We start from the raw sequence: 16,182 nt of genomic DNA on the forward strand, positions 1-16,182 counted from the left end.
GGAACCAGTGTGAACCCGCACACGGGTCGCCCGTCTCGGGCGCAGGCCACTTGCGCGCCCCGAACGGGAAATTCTTCACGCGAAGGCCATTGAGTCCTCGCCGCAATCGCCCGATAGTCGGAGCCGATCCGATGCCGGAGGTATGCCGATGACCCTGAAGTTTCGCCGTGTTGCCGAATCCGCCCTCGTCGCGGTCGCCTTTTCGGCGGCGGTGCCCGCCGCGGCCAGCACGATCGCGCAGAACGTCTCGTGGACGATCGACCGGCCCGATTCGACGGCGAAATTCCGCGTCGTCGCTTATGGCGACTCGATCTTCGCGGGCTATCACGGCTCGATCTCGTCGGTCGCGATCTGGTCGGCGCCGAACGTCGACAGCGAATACGCGTCGTCGAAATGGACGAGCGACATCGAGGTGATCCGTCGCTGCAAGTCGGGGGCCAAGGCGAAGGATATCTACAACAGCAAGATCGTCGACGATGCGTCGTACATGGAAGACGCCAGCACGCGCATCGTCGAGTTCGAGATGTGCGGCAACGACGGGCTGCAGGCGCGCAGCAGTTTCCGCAGCCAGAGCGGTACCTGCGACTACACCCCGCTGCAGACCGCGCTGTCTCACTGCACGACGTACCAGTCCCAGGCGATGACGTTCATCAACGCGCATGCCGCAGCGGGCGTGGAAAAGAAGATCATCTCGAACCTGTACTATCCCGGCTACGACCAAGACAACCAGAACGCCGACTGCATCGATTCGACGACCGGCACGCATCCGAATCTCCAGGACGTGTTCCTGCCGATCCTGCTCAGGATGAACTGGAGAGCCTGCCACACGGCCGAGACGAACGGTTTTGCGTGCGCCGATACCTTCGCGCAGTTCATGGGCTCGGACTACGATTCCAACGGGGACGGCAAGATCGACTCGCGGGCGCTGCGCTACAAGTCGGGAGAATCGGAGGATGCCTACGTCACGCGTCTCGGCACGACGCTGAGGCCGACGATCCGCGATGCGAACATGCACTTCGTCAGCGCGACGCGAAGCTTCGACTACATCCAGTCGGACGACGTGCACCCGACGTTCGAGGACGGCACGATCGACCTGGGCCCCCTCGGAGGCTCGGCCACCGGTTCGGGTCCGCCGCGCTTCAGCGACACGCGGCTCGCCCACGGGCACAACAACATTTACCGCAAGTTCGGCCACGAGCGCATGGGCTGGGCGATCTCGAAGTTCAATCCGCCCGCGCCGTAGCAGGTCGGGGGCAGGACCAGCGCGCATCATCCCGACGCTGGCGCATGAGAGATGCGCGCTGGTGCCTGTCCCCACTCTGTCCCCAGTCAGCGCCCGCCGGAGCCCAGCCCGAGCTCGGCGCGAAGCCGCGCGTCGCGGCTGAGCTTCCACATCTTGCCGTCGAAGTAGTAGTGCATGTAGCTGTAGCTCGTGACCAGGCCGAACAGCGCGCCGGTCACCGGCGACTGCGGCAGCAGCGAGCCGGCAAGCTGGAAATCGTTGCGCAGGAACGCCTGCAGCAACGCTCCGACGACGATCGCCGCGGTGAAGATCGCGAGGGACCCGAAGATCCGCTTTACCGCCGGTCGCACTGGCTCCGACGCTGAAGTGGAGCGCTTGCGACCCACGTGCCAGACTACCGCATGGTACTGGAGATCGTGGTAGCTCGTGATGAACAGCACGGCCAGGATGATGTTCTCGCGCCCGGCCCACAGCAGCCCGATCCAGAAATTGCTGACGACGAGCAGCACGTGCACCAGGCGGATCGTGACGGCCGGCTTCCCTGCGATTGCACGCCGCAGCGCATCGACGAGGACGTAGCCGAACGACAGGGCGAATATCGCGAGCACCACCCACGGCGACCACTTCGGAACCGGCACGGCGTATAGCAGCTTTCCGATTCCTTCGGCCGCGGCCCACCCGTGCGACAGGTTCATGAAGTACGGGAACGATGCGCCGCTGTAGAGCGCGTAGACCTCGGCGCGCGCCAGGTTCGCGTCCGACGGCTTGTCGCGCGCCTGGTACAGACGCAGGAAGCCGTAGTGCTGGCGGATGATGTGCCAGGCGCCCCAGTAGATCACGAGGCTGGCCCAGAGCTGCGCGGCGAACGTGCCGGGGAACATTGCGATCGCGATCGCCGTTGCACCGATCGCGGCGGCGCCGCCGAGATAGACGGGCGCCGATGTTTTCATCGTTGAAGGATCGAAGATCGTCAGCGGCAGCGTCGCCACCTGGTGGGAGTTGTCGAGCAGCACGAAGACGACGAGCGCGACCAGCAGGCCGTAGGGAATCGACACGGCGACGGCCCATAGCGCTAGGGGAACGCACCAGGCCGCCCACAGGAAGAGCTGGTCGTAGCGTCGTCCGACGATCCACGGACCGGAAGGGGCGCTTACTGCCGCCGCGCGTGCCATTGGCGGGAAATAGGCGTGCGGCAAGGCTGCGTCAACGACGCGCGCACACGGCGCGGCCAGTTCGAGGTCGCGACGCATGCATGCAACCGCGTACACCGTCGCAAGCGGATCGCGGACGGATCGCAAACAGACTGCAGACGCTCCGCCGTCCCGCCGTCCCGCGAGGGCGCGTGCGTCGCGTCTCGCGAGCGCGCGTGTGTCCAGTCACGCGAGGGCGCGTGCGTCCCGTAAATCGGCCGTCTCCATCCCTTCGCTGAACCATTCGAGCACGCTGCGAAGACCGGGGTCGTCTCGGCCGCGGCGCCGCAGCACGACGGCGAGGCTCGTCGCCGCCCGCAGCTCCCACGACCTGGCTTCCTGCGCACGTGCAATCTCGATCGCACGGCGGAAGCAGTCTTCGGCTTGCTGCATCGCGGCCGCTCCGCGCAGAGACGACGCGTCGCTCAGCACACAGGCGCCCCTCAGTCGCCACAGCTCGGCGTCCCAGAAGTGCTGCCCGGTCTGCTCGGCCAGATCGAGCGCGAGCTCGATTTTTTCGAGGGCCTGGCGCCGGCGCCGCAGCGAAAGCTGCACGTCGGCAACCAGGGCAATCATCTGCGGCGCGCTTCCGAGAGTGCGCGTTTCCATCGCCCGCGACAGGCTTTCGTACATGCGACGCGGCGCCCCGGCGTCGCGATCGGCGGCGGCGACGAACGTTTCGCCGATGCTACGGAACAGCGTGTTTCCGTGCGGTTCGGCAGCTTCGATGAGCTGGCGGGCCGATTCGCGCTGGGAAGCGTTGTCGCGTCGCAGCGAGTGCACGACAGTTTCGCAGAAAAGCGCGAAGGCCAGGCTGAACGGATGACCGAGCGTGCGTGCGAGCGCGACGGCGTCGCGGGCGACCTGGATCGCACGGTCGGGATAGCCGAGCATCCACAGGCTGCACGCCATGAGGCAGCTGGCGACCTCGATGTCGACGCGGCCGGTTTCGACGCGGCCGTGGGGCACCGCGCCTCGCCGCGCCGGATCGAGCGACGCACGATACATCGACATCGCTTTCTGGCGATGCTCGAGCGAGCGGCGGAAATTCCCGCGGTAGTACTCGGCCATTCCGATCAGAAGCTCGCCGTTGATCAGCAGGATGTCGGAGCCGATGACGCGACCGATCTCGAGCGACTGCACGGCCAGTCCGGTTCCCTGCTCGAGCTCGGCGCGGTTGATGCACCCGTTGGCCATGCAGCCGAGCACCTGGCCAAGCTGCCGCGAATCGCCGACGCGATCGCAAAGCTCCCTGGCGCGGGTCATCACTTCGTGGATTTCGGGATGGCCGAAGCCGCCGACCTCGACGAGCGAGGACCCCATTCCGAGCCGCAGCGCGATTTCGCGGCGGTCGCGTTCGCGGCTGTCGGGAAGCTGCACGACGAGGGCCAGCGCCCGCCGGAAAAAACCGAGCGCGATTTCGTGGCCGGAATTGCTCGCGGCCTCCATCGCCGCGCGCTCCCAGCCGGCGACCGAAGTCTCGACGTCAGGCGTGGCGCTCGCCCGTTGTCCGATCATGCGATCATCCCCTCGGCAATTTGCGCATCCGCGCAGCTGCACACTCGGTAACGGCCCGCTCGCGGGGCCGAAGCACCGGCGGCCGCGGGGCAGCGCCTCCCCGGCGCGACCTGCGGCACAAGTCGCCTTTTAACGAGTCGGCGCCGTTGATGCGACGCCGGAGTTTTTCGACGGATCCGTTCGCCCCCGATCAGTTCCGCGTCCACTGCGGGTTCGGAATGCTGCAGAAGGATTCGCGAAGGGCCGCCGACCAGCGCTCCTGGATCATGCGGAAATACTCGTCGTCCTCGCAGATTCGCCGCCTTGCGGCGACGCGAAACTCGTCGCGGCCGAACTTGCGGCAATCGGCGGCGCCGCCATCACGAGACGAGGTAAAACTCCGCGATGTTTTGGCCGAGCACCGCGGTGTCGTCGATGATCTCGGTCAGGAACTCGTGCAGGCCGCATTGGAAGACATCCTCGATGCGCCCGACCCGCAGCCTGGCGTCGATCTCGCCGGCCAGGCGGTGGCATTCGCCGCGGCGGTTGTCGTACGTTTCGGCGACCAGGCCGAGATAGCGCGTGATTTGCGCGTAGCAGGAGCGAAGCGAGCGCGGCATCTCGGGCCTGAGGATCAACATCTCGGCCAGGTGCCACGGCTTGAGTGTTTCGCGATAGATCCAGTGGTAGCTGCGCAGCGCCGAGACCGACCTCAGGATCGACTGCCACTGGTAATAGTCGAGGGCGCCTCCGACGGGATCGGCCGCGGGAAGCAGCACGTGGTACTTGACGTCGAGGATGCGCGCGGTGTTGTCGGCACGCTCGATGAAGGTGCCGAGCTGCGTGAAATAGTACGCGTCGTTGCGCAGCATCGTGTTCGCGTAGGCGCCGTGGAACAGCAGGGAGCGGTGCTTGACCCAGTCCAGGAAGACGGCGACGCGGTCGGGCTCGAAATCGCGCTCGCCGAAGGAGCGGGCGCCGATCCAGGTTTCGTTGAGCGCCTCCCACATGTCGACCGTGAGCGCGGTGCGCACGGCGCGGGCGTTGCGTCGCGCGGTCTCGAAGCACGAGCAGATGCTCGACGGGTTGGAAGGATCGCGCGCAAGATAGTGCAACGCGGCGCGTGCCGATGGCTCGGCGTCTCCGTGAACCGCGGCGAAATCGTCCTCGCAACCGGCAGCAACCAGGGTCGAGAGCCACTCGTTGCTGCCGTTGCCGATCGAGCGTGACATGCTCGCCATGCGGCAGGCGACCTGCAGGATGCGTGCGACGTTCTCGGCCCTCTCCATGTAGCGGGCGAGCCAGAACAGGCTGTCGGCGGTGCGTGCGAGCAAGCTCAGGCCTCCAGCACCCAGGTGTCTTTGGTGCCGCCGCCCTGGCTCGAATTGACGACCAGTGAGCCTTCTCGAAGCGCGACGCGCGTGAGGCCTCCGGCGACGATTCGCACGGTGCTGCCGAACAGCACGAACGGCCTCAGGTCCACGTGGCGCGGGGCGATGCCGCTTTCGACGAACGTCGGACACGTCGAGAGCGCGAGCGTCGGCTGCGCGATGTAGTCGCACGGCCGCGCGCGCAGCTTCGACGCGAAAAGCGCGCGCTCTTCCTTGGTCGAGCAGGGGCCGACCAGCATGCCGTAGCCGCCCGAGCCGCGCGTCTCCTTGACGACCAGCTCGCCCAGGTGCTCGAGCACGTACGCACGGTCGTCCGCTTCGGCGCAGCGCCACGTGGGGACGTTGCACAGGATCGGTTCCTCTCCGAGATAGAAGCGGATCATCTCGGGAACGAACGGATAGATACCCTTGTCGTCCGCGATTCCGGTTCCCACGGCGTTGGCGAGCGTGATCGAGCCGGCGCGGTATGCTCGAAACAGGCCCGGCACCCCGAGCATGGAGTCGGAGCGGAACGCCAGCGGATCGAGAAATTCGTCGTCGAGGCGGCGGTAGAGCACGTCGACGCGGCGCGGGCCCTGCGTCGTGCGCATGAAGACGACATCGCCGTCGACCAGGAGGTCGGCGCCTTCGACCAGCTCGATGCCCATCTCGTCGGCGAGAAACGAGTGCTCGTAATAGGCGCTGTTGTACTGGCCGGGAGTCAGCAGCGCGATCACCGGATTGCCCTGACAGGCCGGCGGCGCGGCGTCCCTCAGCGTCTCGAGCAGCTCTTCGGGGTAGCGCGAGATGGGCGCGATCCGGTGCGCGGCGATGAGGTCGGGGAAAAGCCGCAGCATCGCCTCGCGGTTCTCGAGCATGTAGGAGACGCCCGACGGCGTGCGGCAATTGTCCTCGAGCACGTAGAACCGGTCCGGCGCGGTGCGCACGATGTCGATGCCGGACACGTGCGTGTAGGCGCCGGCTGGAGGGCGGAACCCCTGCATTTCCGGCCGGAAGCCCGGGTTGCCGACGATGAGGCTCGTCGGGATGCGGCCGGCGCGCGTGATCTCGCCGCCGTTGTAGGCGTCGAGCAGGAACGCGTTGAGGGCCGTGACCCTTTGCGCCAGCCCGCGCTCGAGCAGTGCCCAGGCTGCGGCGTCGAGGATGCGCGGAATGATGTCGAACGGGATCAGCCGCTCCGGGTCGCCGCCTTCGTTGTAGACGGCGAAGGTGATGCCGATGCGGCGAAACAGCACTTCGGCCTCGCGGGCCTTCAGGCGCCGGTCCTCGGGAGTGGTCTGGCCGAGCCACGCGGAAATGCCGTCGTAGGCGGCGCGCACCGAGCTGCCGTCGTACATCTCGTCGTAAGCTGCCGGGCGACTCGGGTCGCCGGACTGTGGCAGCGCCGCGGCGGGCGCGTCGTCGTACATGGTCCTCACCCCGCTGAGCACGTGGCGTGCCAGCGTCGCGTGCGCGCTACCGCACCGGAAAATCAGCTGTCCGTGGATCCGGCAGCGAGCCGGCTGCCCACCGGGCAGGCAGTGCCGCATTGCTGTGCGCCGAAAATGCGGCGCACAAATTCGGGGCGAAAATCCGGGACTGGAACGGATTCCACCTCCGTGCTCCGGCGGCGAAGCGCCTTTCGCGGAAATCCGTACCCCGTCCCGGGTGTTCCGCGTCAGAACGTCAGCGCGAGCACCGTTTTCATCGAGCGCATCACCGAGGCCGGGTCGGTCTCGCTGTAGAAGTAGCGGTACTGGTCGCGCTGCTCGGTGACGTCCTTCAGCAGCGTGCCGTCGGGCTTGAGGAAGAACGTGCGCGGGATGTATTCGCCGTCCGGCGCGAATTTCGCGCTGTTGGCGGCGTCCTGGTCCTTGTTGATGCGGATCATCACGAACTTCTTCGAAAGATCGACCACTGCCGGGTCATGGAAGACCTTGCTGTAATTCGCGCAGTGGGGACACCAGTCGGTGTAGAAGATCAGGCAGACCGGCTTGTTCGAGCTCTTCGCCTCGGCCAGCCCTTCGTCGTACTTCTTCCAGCTCACTGCGGAGTCGTTCCAGTCGCCCCCGGCGAGTGACAAGGCAGGGATCGCAAGCAGCGCGGCGGCGCCGAGCGCCAGGGCGAGCGTTCGAATACGGAAGCGCGAGAGCATCGGATGTTTTCTCCCTTGCGGGGCAGGCGCCTGTGGCGGCCGCGCCGGTGGGCGACTGTGGCCGAGGCGGGCGATTGAGTAAACACGGCGTCCTCTGGAAACTGCGCCTCTGGAGTCGTGCCGATGAGTGATCGTTCCGTCCCGTCCAGGCCTTCGAGAAGACCGCTGCCGTCCGCGCCCGGCGAGGGTGACGGTGAAAGCTTCGCGGCGCTGTTCGAAGCGAGCCAGGACAGGAAGTCGCAGGCGCAGCCGGCGGCTCGCATCAAGGCCGGCGACCTCATCTCGTGCCGCGTGCTCGCCATCGGCCAATCGAGTGTCTTCGTCTCCGCAGGAGACAAGGCCGAGGGCGCGATCGATCTGGCCGAATTTCGCGATCCCGCGAGCGGTGAGCTTCGCGTCGCCGTGGGCGACGTCATCCAGGCGACGGTGATCGACGACGGCGGCCGCTCCGGAAGCGCGGTGCTGACGCGGATGCTCGGCCGCACCGGCCACGCGGCGGCCGAGCTCGAGCAGGCCCTCGAGCTCGCCGTACCGGTCGAAGGGCTGGTCACCGCGGAAACCAAGGGCGGCTTCGAGGTGCTGTTCGGCAGCGTGCGCGCGTTCTGCCCCGGCTCCCAGATCGACCTGCGCCGCACGGCCGAGCGCGCCGCGGCCTCCGACTACGTTGGCAAGCGTTTCGCGTTTCGCGTGCTCAAGGTCGAGAACGACGGTCGCAACGTCGTCGTCTCGCGCCGCGACCTGCTCGAAGAGCAGGCCGCCGAGGAGGCAGCAAAGACGTGGCAGCAGATCCACGTCGGCGCCGTGCTCGAAGGCACGGTGCGCTCCTTGCGCGACTTCGGTGCCTTCGTCGATCTCGGCGGCGTCGACGGGATGATCCACGTGAGCGAGATGGCGTGGTCACGCGTCAAGGATCCTTCCGAGCTGCTCGAGCTCGGACAGCGCGTGCGCGTGCAGGTGATCAAGGTCGGCGAGACCGACGCGAAGGGACGAGCGACGATCGGACTTTCGCTGCGCGCGCTGGCCGAAGACCCGTGGAGCACGCTCGCGTCGCGATTTCCCGCCGGCACGACGATCCGGGGCAGCGTCACGAGGCTCGAGTCGTTCGGTGCTTTCGTGCAGGTGGAGCCCGGCGTCGAGGGCCTCGTGCACATCTCGAAAATCGCGCTCGAACGGCGCCTCAACCACGCGCGCCAGGCGCTGTCGGTCGGACAGGACGTCGAGGTGACGGTGCTCGCGGTAGACGTCGAGGCGCGGCGCCTCGGTCTTTCGATGGTCGAGGAAGCCGGCAAGGCACGCTCGGCCGAGCTCGAGGCCGAAAAGCGCGAGCAGCAGCAGGTGATGCAGGCCCACCGCGGCTCGGGATCCCTCGGAACGTTCGCCGATCTATTGGAGAAAGCGCGCGGCAAGTAGCGCGCGCGGTTTCAGGAGTACTGCAGCTCGAGCGAACGGCAGATCGGGTTCGGACAGCCCGCCGCCTGCTTGTAGAGCAGGTGCTTGTCGACGCCGACGCGGCGAAGGTGCACCTCGACGGCGTCGCCGTTCGCTTCGATGACCGCGTATTCGGCGAACGGAAGGATCTTCGGCGTGCAGCCGTTGGGGAACTCGCGAAACGGCATGCCGACGCTTCCGGGATTGACGAGCAGGTTGCCGCGGTGCTGGCGCAGCAACTGGAGGTGCGTGTGCCCGCCGGCCATCACGGTGGCGGATGCGTCTCCAAGCGCTTCGTCGAGGTCACTGGCGTCGGTGGTCGCGAGCAGGTCTTCCATGTGGGAGCGCGGCGAGCCGTGGAACAGCAGGGCGCTCGTGTTGGGCCCGAGGTCGATGCGAAGGCTCGCCTGGAATTTGGCGAGGTAGGAAACCTCGTCCTGGGAAAGCTGGTCACGGCACCAGTCGACGGCTTCGACGACGATCGGCACCTCGGTGTAGGTGCGGATCAGCTCCTCGTCGATCATGAACGCATCGTGGTTGCCGAGGATGCAGCGGATGCCACGTGCGGCCAGCGTCTCGAGGACGTCGTTCGGACGCGCGCCGAGCGTCGCCACGTCGCCGAGGCAGACGACCTCGTCGACCCCACGCCGGTCGATATCTTCGAGAACGGCGGAAAGGGAAACCTGGTTTCCGTGGAGGTCCGAGATCAGCGCGACACGCATGGACGGCCGCGTCCCCAGCAGCCGGCTGGCACTATACCGGCCCTGTGGGCCGAATGTCGACCTGAATGAAGGGGCCCGGCCCGGCGGGCGGGGAGCGCCCGGTGGGTCCAGCCCGAGGGGCGGGAACCTGAACGTGCGGGTGCCGCCCGAAGGCGGCACCCGCACGTTCATCCTGCGCTGGCGAGTACTTCGCGCTCGAGCGTGGCCACCCGCAGCATGGCCGGGGCTTTTTCCTGGCCGGCCGACGTGACGGCGGCATCCGACAGGCGTGCAAGCTTGAGGACCGCGGCAGCCAGGGCCGTGCGGAGCTGGCGGGCGGCATCCATGCGGCTCGCGTCGACGTGGAATCCCCACGTCAGCGTGCGGGCGTAGCTGAAGATCGCGATGCCGAGCCCCTGGCCGCGGAACAGCGGAACCAGCGGGCACACCGCCGTCATGCGATGCTCGAACAGGTACAGCGGCATCGACGGTCCCGGTACGTTGGTCAGGATCAGGTTGAACACTTGCGTTCCGCCGGTCATCGCTTCGATGCGCGAGAGCAGCGACGGCGAGAGGCTGTTGGCGACGCTCGCCAGCAGGAACGCTCCCTGCACCGAGCCCGACGCCTTGCCTTCGCGCGACGCGGCGATCACCCGCTCCCAGCGCGTCTGCAGGTCGAGCTGCTCGAGCGGAAGATCCACCATCATGCCCGAGACGCGGTTGCCGAGCGTCAGCGTCGAGACGCACGCCGTCGAGCCGACGGGGCAGTAGACGCGAAGCGTGCGTCCCGCGGCGGGACCCGCGGAAGTCTGCGCGAACGCTTCGCTGACCAGCGTCAGCGCGACGTCGTTGACGGTTCCTCCGAGGCGGCGTCCGATGCGCTTGACGTCATCAAGCGAGATCGACCACCACAGGAAGCGGCGGTTGGTGCCGGTCGGGTGGTCGAACGGCGTTGCTGCCGGCGGGTTCCACGCCGCCTCGGCCACCGAGCGCACGGCCGATGCCACGCCGCCCGCGCCGTCGATCATGCTGCGAGGGTTGGAGAGCATGCTCGTCGCGCTGGTCGCCGCCAGTGTCGCGGCGTCCTGCGCGCGCGTGCGCAGCGCGGACGCGAGCAACTCCATGCGCGACGGGGCCGGCCTCGGGCGCCACGCGCGCGGGGTCTCGGGAATCGAGAACGGCTGGTTGCCGAGGATCGCGCAAAGCAGGGCGGCGCCGCCGAGGCCGTCGGCGAGGCAGTGGTGAGTCTTGCAGGCGAGAGCGAAGCCGCCGCCGGGCAGGCCTTCGATGAGCCAGATTTCCCACAGCGGCCGCGTGCGGCAAAGAGGCTGGGAGAGGATCCACGACACGGTCTCCTCGAGGTGGCCGGGCGAAGCGGGCGAAGGCAGCGCGACTGCGCGCACGTGATCGGAGATGCGGAAATCGTCGCTGTCCACCCACACGGGGTGACCTTCCAGCGGCACGCGCATCAGGCGCTGGCGGTAGCGAGGAATCAGCGACAGGCGGGCCTCGACGTGTCCACGAAGCCTTCTCAACGTGAGCCGGCGGTCCCCCGGCTGCGGGTCTTCGAAAATGCAGACGGCACCGATGTGCATCGGCGTGTCGTCGTGCTCGGAATCCAGGAAAAAACTGTCCAGAGCGCTGAGCCGCTCGAAATTAGATTCCACCACATCCTCCTGTGAGTGTGTCGACAACAAGCGTCGATCGTTTCTTCGATGAAAACATTCCCGGATCGCACAGTGCGTGCCTTGCGAACCCGGGGGAAACCTTGCGAAGCGCGCCTGGGTCGAGCAGAAACCGTGCCATCGGCCCCGAATGCTCTTGCCGTGTTACCGCATACTTATGATCAAGACAGTCAGTAGCGTTGCGTGCAGCGATGCACGAGCGTGCGAAAGATTGCGATGCTGTCGCATTCGACGCAGCGCGCATCGCATCGTGATGAGCTCGCATCGAATCGATGGAGTACGCTGTTTCGTTACGTTGCGACGAGCACGTCCCGTGCTCGCGAAGCATTTTTCCCTGAACCGGGGGTGCACAAGTCGAGCTCGTCGATCGCAGCGGCACGCGCAGCTTTGTATGCGCAGCGAGCAGCGAATCCGGGCAGTGATCCACCGACCGGTACCAAGCTGCGGAGCATTTCGTTCGCGCGTGATCGCGCATTCCCGCCACAGGCTGTGGCGTCCAGGGATTTTCGAACCTACGGTTTCCAGCCGGCTTTTCTCCATCCGTCGAGACAAAGCTCGACGAGGACGGGAGAGTTGTTGCGGCGAAAGATCTCGAGCGAGAAGCCGGGAGCGATGCGCTTCATCGTCGTGAGCGCTTCGAGTGCCTCGGCGCTGCGTCCGAGGTGCCCGAGCGCCGCGGCCAGGAGCCGATACCCGTGAGGCTGGTCACCCCTCAGGCGCAGGCTCTCCCTCTCCCGGGTGATTGCCTCCTCGAAGCGTCCGGCCATCAGGTGAGCCACCGCGAGCTGGTGCAGGAAGAAGTGCATCTGCACGTCCCTGGGCGACAGCCGGATGGCCTTTTCCATGACGCGGATGGCTTCGTCGGGAAGGTCGGCAGTGAGCGCAATCGCGAGCCCCTGGTATGCCATCGTCAGGCTCGGATTGAGGTCGATTGCCCTTTCGAATGACGCGATTGCGCCTTCGTCATCGCCGGCGAACGAGCAGGCATACCCCATTGCGGCGTGCGCCCACGGATCGTCGTCGCCGAGGGCCAGGGCCGTCGTGGCCGCCTCCATCGCCTCCATCGCCGAACGATCGGCGTCGTCCGACCAGTGGTACGTGAGGAACGCGACGTGGCACACCGTTTCGAGCGCTGCCGCAGTCGAGAAGTTGCGGTCGAGCTCGCGGGCGCGGCGAAACAGTCTCAGCGCTTCCTCGAGCTCGCTGCGGCTGCGCACGGCGAACAGCAGGGAAGCTCCGCGCTGGAAGCTCTCCCATGCGTCGAGCTGGGGCTCGGACTTGGCGCGAATGCGGCTGCGCTCGGCGCGTCCGAGCGCCGGCTCGACCGAGCTGATGATCGCGAGCACGATCTCGTCCTGCAGCGCGAACACGTCGCCGATCTCGCGGTCGTGGCGCTCCGAATGGATCTGCACTCCTCCGAGCCCGTCGACCAGCCCGACCGTGACGCGGATGCGGCCGGCGGCGCTCTGGACGCTGCCGACGACGACGTAACGGGCACGCAGGTCGCGCGCGATCTCGCGCAGGTCGCTGCGGCGCTCGCGGTAGGCGAGCGTCGAGCTGTGGGAGATCACCGGGAACATCCGGAACGCGGCCAGCCGGGACGCGATCTCTTCGGCGATCGCCTCGGCGAGATAACTGCACGACGGATCGCCGCCGCGGTCGTCGAACGGAAGCACCGCGATGACGGGTCTTCCGCTGAACCCCGGCACGGTGGTCGCCTCGCTCGCTGCCTGGCCTCCACTCGGAGGATGGACGCGATAGGTGCGCACAGGCAGCGGAATGTTCTTCAGCTCGCGGTCGCCGATGTCCTCGAAGCCGGCCTCGATGCGCCCGCGCACGTGATCGACGACGGCGGAGGACGCGCAGATGCCGCCTGCCGCTGCGATGCCCTCGAGGCGGGCGGCGATGTTGATGCCGTCGCCGAAAATCTCCGCATCGAGCACCAGCACTTCGCCGATGTGGATTCCGATGCGGAACGGAAGCCGCTCCTGCGGCGCGAGCTCGGCCTCGGTGCGCGCGAGCTCTTCCTGGACCGCAAGGGCGCACGCAACGGCATCGATCGTGCTCGCGAACTCCGCGAGCACGTTGTCGCCGGCGGTCCCGACGATGCGGCCGCGATATTCGCGCACGTAGCCGCGGAACGTCTCGCGCCGCGAGCGCAACGCAGTCACGGTGGCCGCGTCGTCCTCGGCCATGCGCCGGCTGTATCCGACCGCATCCGCGCTCAGGATCGTGGCCAGGCGGCGGGAAAGCTGCCCGGGATCCGCGGAGCCCACAGGAGTACCCGTCACCTCAACGCGGCATCGAAGGGGAGCCGCGCGTAGACGCCGCGCGGATCGTTGAACTGCGACAGCGCGGCAATGCCGTCGATCGCCGTGCGCACGAAGGAGCCGATGACGCCGGCGTCGGCCTTGTCCTTCTGCTTTTTCGTCAGGGCCTCCGTGAGCGAATCGATCAGCCCCTTGCGTTCCGGATATTCGACGACCGTGAACTCGTCACCGACGCTGGCCTTCTGTGCCGCGAACCTGACCGCGGCGTCGAGGCCGCCGATTTCGTCGACGAGGCCGATGCGCGTGGCCTCGGTTCCCGACCACACGCGTCCTTGTGCGATCTCGCCGACGTCGTGCACGTCGAGGTGACGCGACTCGGCGACCTTGCCGAGGAACTGGTCGTAGATCCAGTCGACGCTCTTTTGCAGCACCGCCAGTTCTTCGGGAGTCTTCGGCCGCGTCACCGTGGCCGCGTCGGCGAAGCGTCCCGTCTTGACGGTTTCGAACGTCAGCCCGAGCTTGTCGGTCGCGAGGCCCTGCACGTTGAACAGCAGGCCGAAGACGCCGATCGATCCGGTGATCGTCGTCGGCTCGGCAAAAATGCGGTCCGAGTACGTCGAGATCCAGTAGCCGCCGGACGCGGCGACGGCTCCCATCGAGACGACGACGGGCTTGGACTTCTGGATCAGCCGTACCTCGCGCTGGATCGTCTCCGACGCCGAGACGCTGCCGCCCGGGCTGTTGACGCGAAGAACGAGAGCCTTGACCGTTTCGTCGCGGCGAAGGTCGCGAAGCTGGCGCGCGACCTTGTCGCCCCAGACCATGCCCTGCTGCGATCCGCTGCCATCGACGATGGGCCCTTCGGTGTAGACGATCGCGATCTTCTCGTGGGCGGTCGAGGCGGGCTGCGGATCGCCCGGCAGGCGACGACGCGCAACGAGGTTGGTTGCCGGGATCAGGCGCGCGTACTGGCCGATCGGAACCTGGTGGAAAGGATCGCTATTGCCTTTGACGCCCGTGGCCAGGCGTAGCTCGTCGTAGATTTCGTCCACGTAGGCGGTACGGTCCACGAGGTGGCTCGTAACCGCCTGCTCGGCGCGCACCAGTCCCTGGCTGTCGGCCGTCTGCTGGATCGATCCGGAAGCAAGCTTGCGCGAGTCCTCGATCGAGTGCACGAGGTCCGACCAGATGTCGTCGAGCAGCTTCTGGGTCTGCGCGCGGCTCTCGGGGCTCATGTCCTTGCGCGTGTACGGCTCTACCGCGCTCTTGTATTTGCCTACCCTCGTCACCTGCACGCCGATGCCGAGCTTGTCGAACGCCCCCGCGTAGAACATCGGCTGGGTTGCCAGGCCCGGTACCAGCAGCGCACCGAAAGGATCGAGCGCGATGTCGTCGGCTGCCGATGCGAGGTAGTACTCGCGAGTGCCCGCGTAAGTGAGCCACGCCTTGACCGGCTTTCCGGCGGCGCGAAACGCGATCAGTGCGTCGCGGATCTCCTTGAGCGACGCGAACCCGTTCGTCGTCTGCACCGACGGCTCCTGCCCCGAAATGTAGACGCCGGCGATGTCCGGATCGTGCGCGGCGGCCTCGAGCGCGCGCGTCACCTGGCGCGCCTGCAGGACGTGGTTGTTGTCGTTGTTGCCGAACAGGTCGGCGATGTCCTCGATGCCCTCGTTCTGCAGCGGCGTGTCCTGGATTTCGTCGGACAGGTCGAGCACGAGATAACTGTCGTGGGGGACATCCGGAACGGATTCGGTCTTGAGCGAGGCGCCGCTCAGAAGCACGGCGACGATGATCGTCGCAGCCGCCGCGAGCACGGCCAGCGCGGCCAGGGTACCGAAGAAAGCGGCGAAAAAGCTCCTCATCGTCCAGTTGCGGCCGTCCGCTCCCGGGTCCTGCCGGCGCTGTCGCCGGCAACCTCGGACCCGATGCAGGGGACAGGGCGCAGCGCAGACGGTGACTGCCGCGTCGAGGAATGTAAACCGGCGCTCGAGCCGGCCCCCGTCACGGCTTCGTCGGAGTCTGGGTGAGGAAGCGCCGCACCAGCCGGATCACCTCCGGACCGGCCATGTCCTTTTCCTCTTCGCTGAAGCCGCCCGCCGCGAGCAACCACGGCTCGAAGACGAGCCAGCCGAAAGCGACTGCCGCGAGCAGGGCGGCAATCGCGCGAGGATCGGCGTCGGCCGGTCCCTTGCCGCGCTGCTGCATCTCGCGAATCAGGTCGACCGCGCGACCCATCGTGGGGAACGTGCCCTGCAGGTGATCGATCGGCTGGCCGTCGAGCATCGTGCGCGCAAGGAGCTTCCAGTACGTCTCGCGCTCGCGGACGGCCTGGAAGAAGCGCACGAGCATCGCCGTTTCCTCACCTTCCATATCGGGTGAGACTTCGGCGCTCAGGCTCTCGAGCACCTCGCGAAGCAGCGCTTCCTTGGTACGGAAGTGGCGGTGGATCAGCCCGTTGTTGACGTGGGCCTTCGATGCGATCTCGCGCGTGGAAACCGCTTCGGCCCCGCGTTCGGCGAACAGTTCCGCGGCCGCGCGCAGAAGTGCGTCGCGAGTCCCTACGCGCTCGCTCGTGTCCTGGTCCAAGACACTCATCGGAATCCTCCCTCTCGGCGGCTGCGGCCCGCACCGCAGACCGGA

12 protein-coding genes are annotated in these 16,182 nt (G+C 67.1%); 2 read left to right on the forward strand and 10 right to left on the reverse strand.

The window, feature by feature from the left end; genetic code table 11:
• The first annotated feature begins 148 nt into the window (after nucleotides 1-148).
• Nucleotides 149-1,243: an SGNH/GDSL hydrolase family protein gene (locus VGK20_10660; GenBank protein HEY2774494.1), complete on the forward strand. Its 1,095-nt coding sequence runs from the start codon at nucleotides 149-151 to the stop codon at nucleotides 1,241-1,243.
• Nucleotides 1,244-1,329: 86 nt separating this feature from the next.
• On the opposite strand, the gene VGK20_10665 is transcribed toward VGK20_10660, so the two are convergent.
• From VGK20_10665 to VGK20_10685, 5 genes are all read right to left on the reverse strand, one after another.
• Nucleotides 1,330-2,415 carry a hypothetical protein gene (locus tag VGK20_10665; protein ID HEY2774495.1) on the reverse strand — a complete coding sequence of 362 codons (1,086 nt, stop codon included), beginning with the start codon at nucleotides 2,413-2,415 and terminating at the stop codon, nucleotides 1,330-1,332.
• 204 nt (nucleotides 2,416-2,619) lie between these two features.
• Nucleotides 2,620-3,951 (reverse strand): hypothetical protein, encoded by a 1,332-nt coding sequence (locus tag VGK20_10670; protein HEY2774496.1) that lies wholly within the window; start codon nucleotides 3,949-3,951, stop codon nucleotides 2,620-2,622.
• 359 nt (nucleotides 3,952-4,310) lie between these two features.
• Nucleotides 4,311-5,264 carry an alpha-E domain-containing protein gene (locus VGK20_10675; GenBank protein ID HEY2774497.1) on the reverse strand — a complete coding sequence of 318 codons (954 nt, stop codon included), beginning with the start codon at nucleotides 5,262-5,264 and terminating at the stop codon, nucleotides 4,311-4,313.
• 2 nt (nucleotides 5,265-5,266) lie between these two features.
• Complete coding sequence (locus VGK20_10680; GenBank protein ID HEY2774498.1) at nucleotides 5,267-6,658, reverse strand: circularly permuted type 2 ATP-grasp protein; 1,392 nt, start codon at nucleotides 6,656-6,658, stop codon at nucleotides 5,267-5,269.
• A gap of 320 nt (nucleotides 6,659-6,978) precedes the next feature.
• Nucleotides 6,979-7,455, reverse strand: coding sequence for a thioredoxin family protein (locus VGK20_10685; GenBank protein HEY2774499.1), 477 nt, complete (start codon nucleotides 7,453-7,455; stop codon nucleotides 6,979-6,981).
• A 123-nt stretch (nucleotides 7,456-7,578) separates the two neighbouring features.
• Between VGK20_10685 and VGK20_10690 the strand changes: the two genes are divergently transcribed.
• The gene (locus tag VGK20_10690) at nucleotides 7,579-8,865 is read left to right on the forward strand and encodes a S1 RNA-binding domain-containing protein (protein HEY2774500.1); all 1,287 of its coding nucleotides are present in this window, start codon (nucleotides 7,579-7,581) and stop codon (nucleotides 8,863-8,865) included.
• Nucleotides 8,866-8,876: 11 nt separating this feature from the next.
• Here the strand turns inward: VGK20_10690 and VGK20_10695 are convergent, their stop codons facing one another.
• The 5 genes from VGK20_10695 to VGK20_10715 form a co-directional block, all read right to left on the reverse strand.
• Nucleotides 8,877-9,605, reverse strand: a complete 729-nt coding sequence (locus tag VGK20_10695; GenBank protein ID HEY2774501.1) for a metallophosphoesterase family protein — start codon at nucleotides 9,603-9,605, stop codon at nucleotides 8,877-8,879.
• Nucleotides 9,606-9,772: 167 nt separating this feature from the next.
• Nucleotides 9,773-11,251, reverse strand: a complete 1,479-nt coding sequence (locus VGK20_10700; GenBank protein ID HEY2774502.1) for a wax ester/triacylglycerol synthase family O-acyltransferase — start codon at nucleotides 11,249-11,251, stop codon at nucleotides 9,773-9,775.
• A 530-nt stretch (nucleotides 11,252-11,781) separates the two neighbouring features.
• On the reverse strand, nucleotides 11,782-13,560 hold the full coding sequence (locus tag VGK20_10705; protein HEY2774503.1) for an adenylate/guanylate cyclase domain-containing protein: 1,779 nt from the start codon (nucleotides 13,558-13,560) through the stop codon (nucleotides 11,782-11,784).
• Nucleotides 13,557-15,404, reverse strand: a complete 1,848-nt coding sequence (gene sppA, locus VGK20_10710; protein HEY2774504.1) for a signal peptide peptidase SppA — start codon at nucleotides 15,402-15,404, stop codon at nucleotides 13,557-13,559. The genes VGK20_10705 and sppA overlap by 4 nt, the downstream gene beginning before the upstream one ends.
• Nucleotides 15,405-15,543: 139 nt before the next feature.
• Complete coding sequence (locus VGK20_10715; GenBank protein ID HEY2774505.1) at nucleotides 15,544-16,137, reverse strand: helix-turn-helix domain-containing protein; 594 nt, start codon at nucleotides 16,135-16,137, stop codon at nucleotides 15,544-15,546.
• Nucleotides 16,138-16,182: the final 45 nt, after the last annotated feature.

Source organism: Candidatus Binatia bacterium (assembly GCA_036493895.1).
GTDB lineage: Bacteria > Desulfobacterota > Binatia > UBA1149 > CAITLU01 > DATNBU01.

Excerpts from the sequence above, each read along its gene's own strand:
- VGK20_10690 (HEY2774500.1), top strand. The coding sequence starts at position 7,579 with ATGAGTGATCGTTCCGTCCCGTCCAGGCCTTCGAGAAGACCGCTGCCG.
- VGK20_10660 (HEY2774494.1), top strand. The coding sequence starts at position 149 with ATGACCCTGAAGTTTCGCCGTGTTGCCGAATCCGCCCTCGTCGCGGTC.
- VGK20_10670 (HEY2774496.1), bottom strand. The coding sequence starts at position 3,951 with ATGATCGGACAACGGGCGAGCGCCACGCCTGACGTCGAGACTTCGGTC.
- VGK20_10715 (HEY2774505.1), bottom strand. The coding sequence starts at position 16,137 with ATGAGTGTCTTGGACCAGGACACGAGCGAGCGCGTAGGGACTCGCGAC.
- VGK20_10680 (HEY2774498.1), bottom strand. The coding sequence starts at position 6,658 with ATGTACGACGGCAGCTCGGTGCGCGCCGCCTACGACGGCATTTCCGCG.
- VGK20_10695 (HEY2774501.1), bottom strand. The coding sequence starts at position 9,605 with ATGCGTGTCGCGCTGATCTCGGACCTCCACGGAAACCAGGTTTCCCTT.
- sppA (HEY2774504.1), bottom strand. The coding sequence starts at position 15,404 with ATGAGGAGCTTTTTCGCCGCTTTCTTCGGTACCCTGGCCGCGCTGGCC.
- VGK20_10665 (HEY2774495.1), bottom strand. The coding sequence starts at position 2,415 with ATGGCACGCGCGGCGGCAGTAAGCGCCCCTTCCGGTCCGTGGATCGTC.
- VGK20_10685 (HEY2774499.1), bottom strand. The coding sequence starts at position 7,455 with ATGCTCTCGCGCTTCCGTATTCGAACGCTCGCCCTGGCGCTCGGCGCC.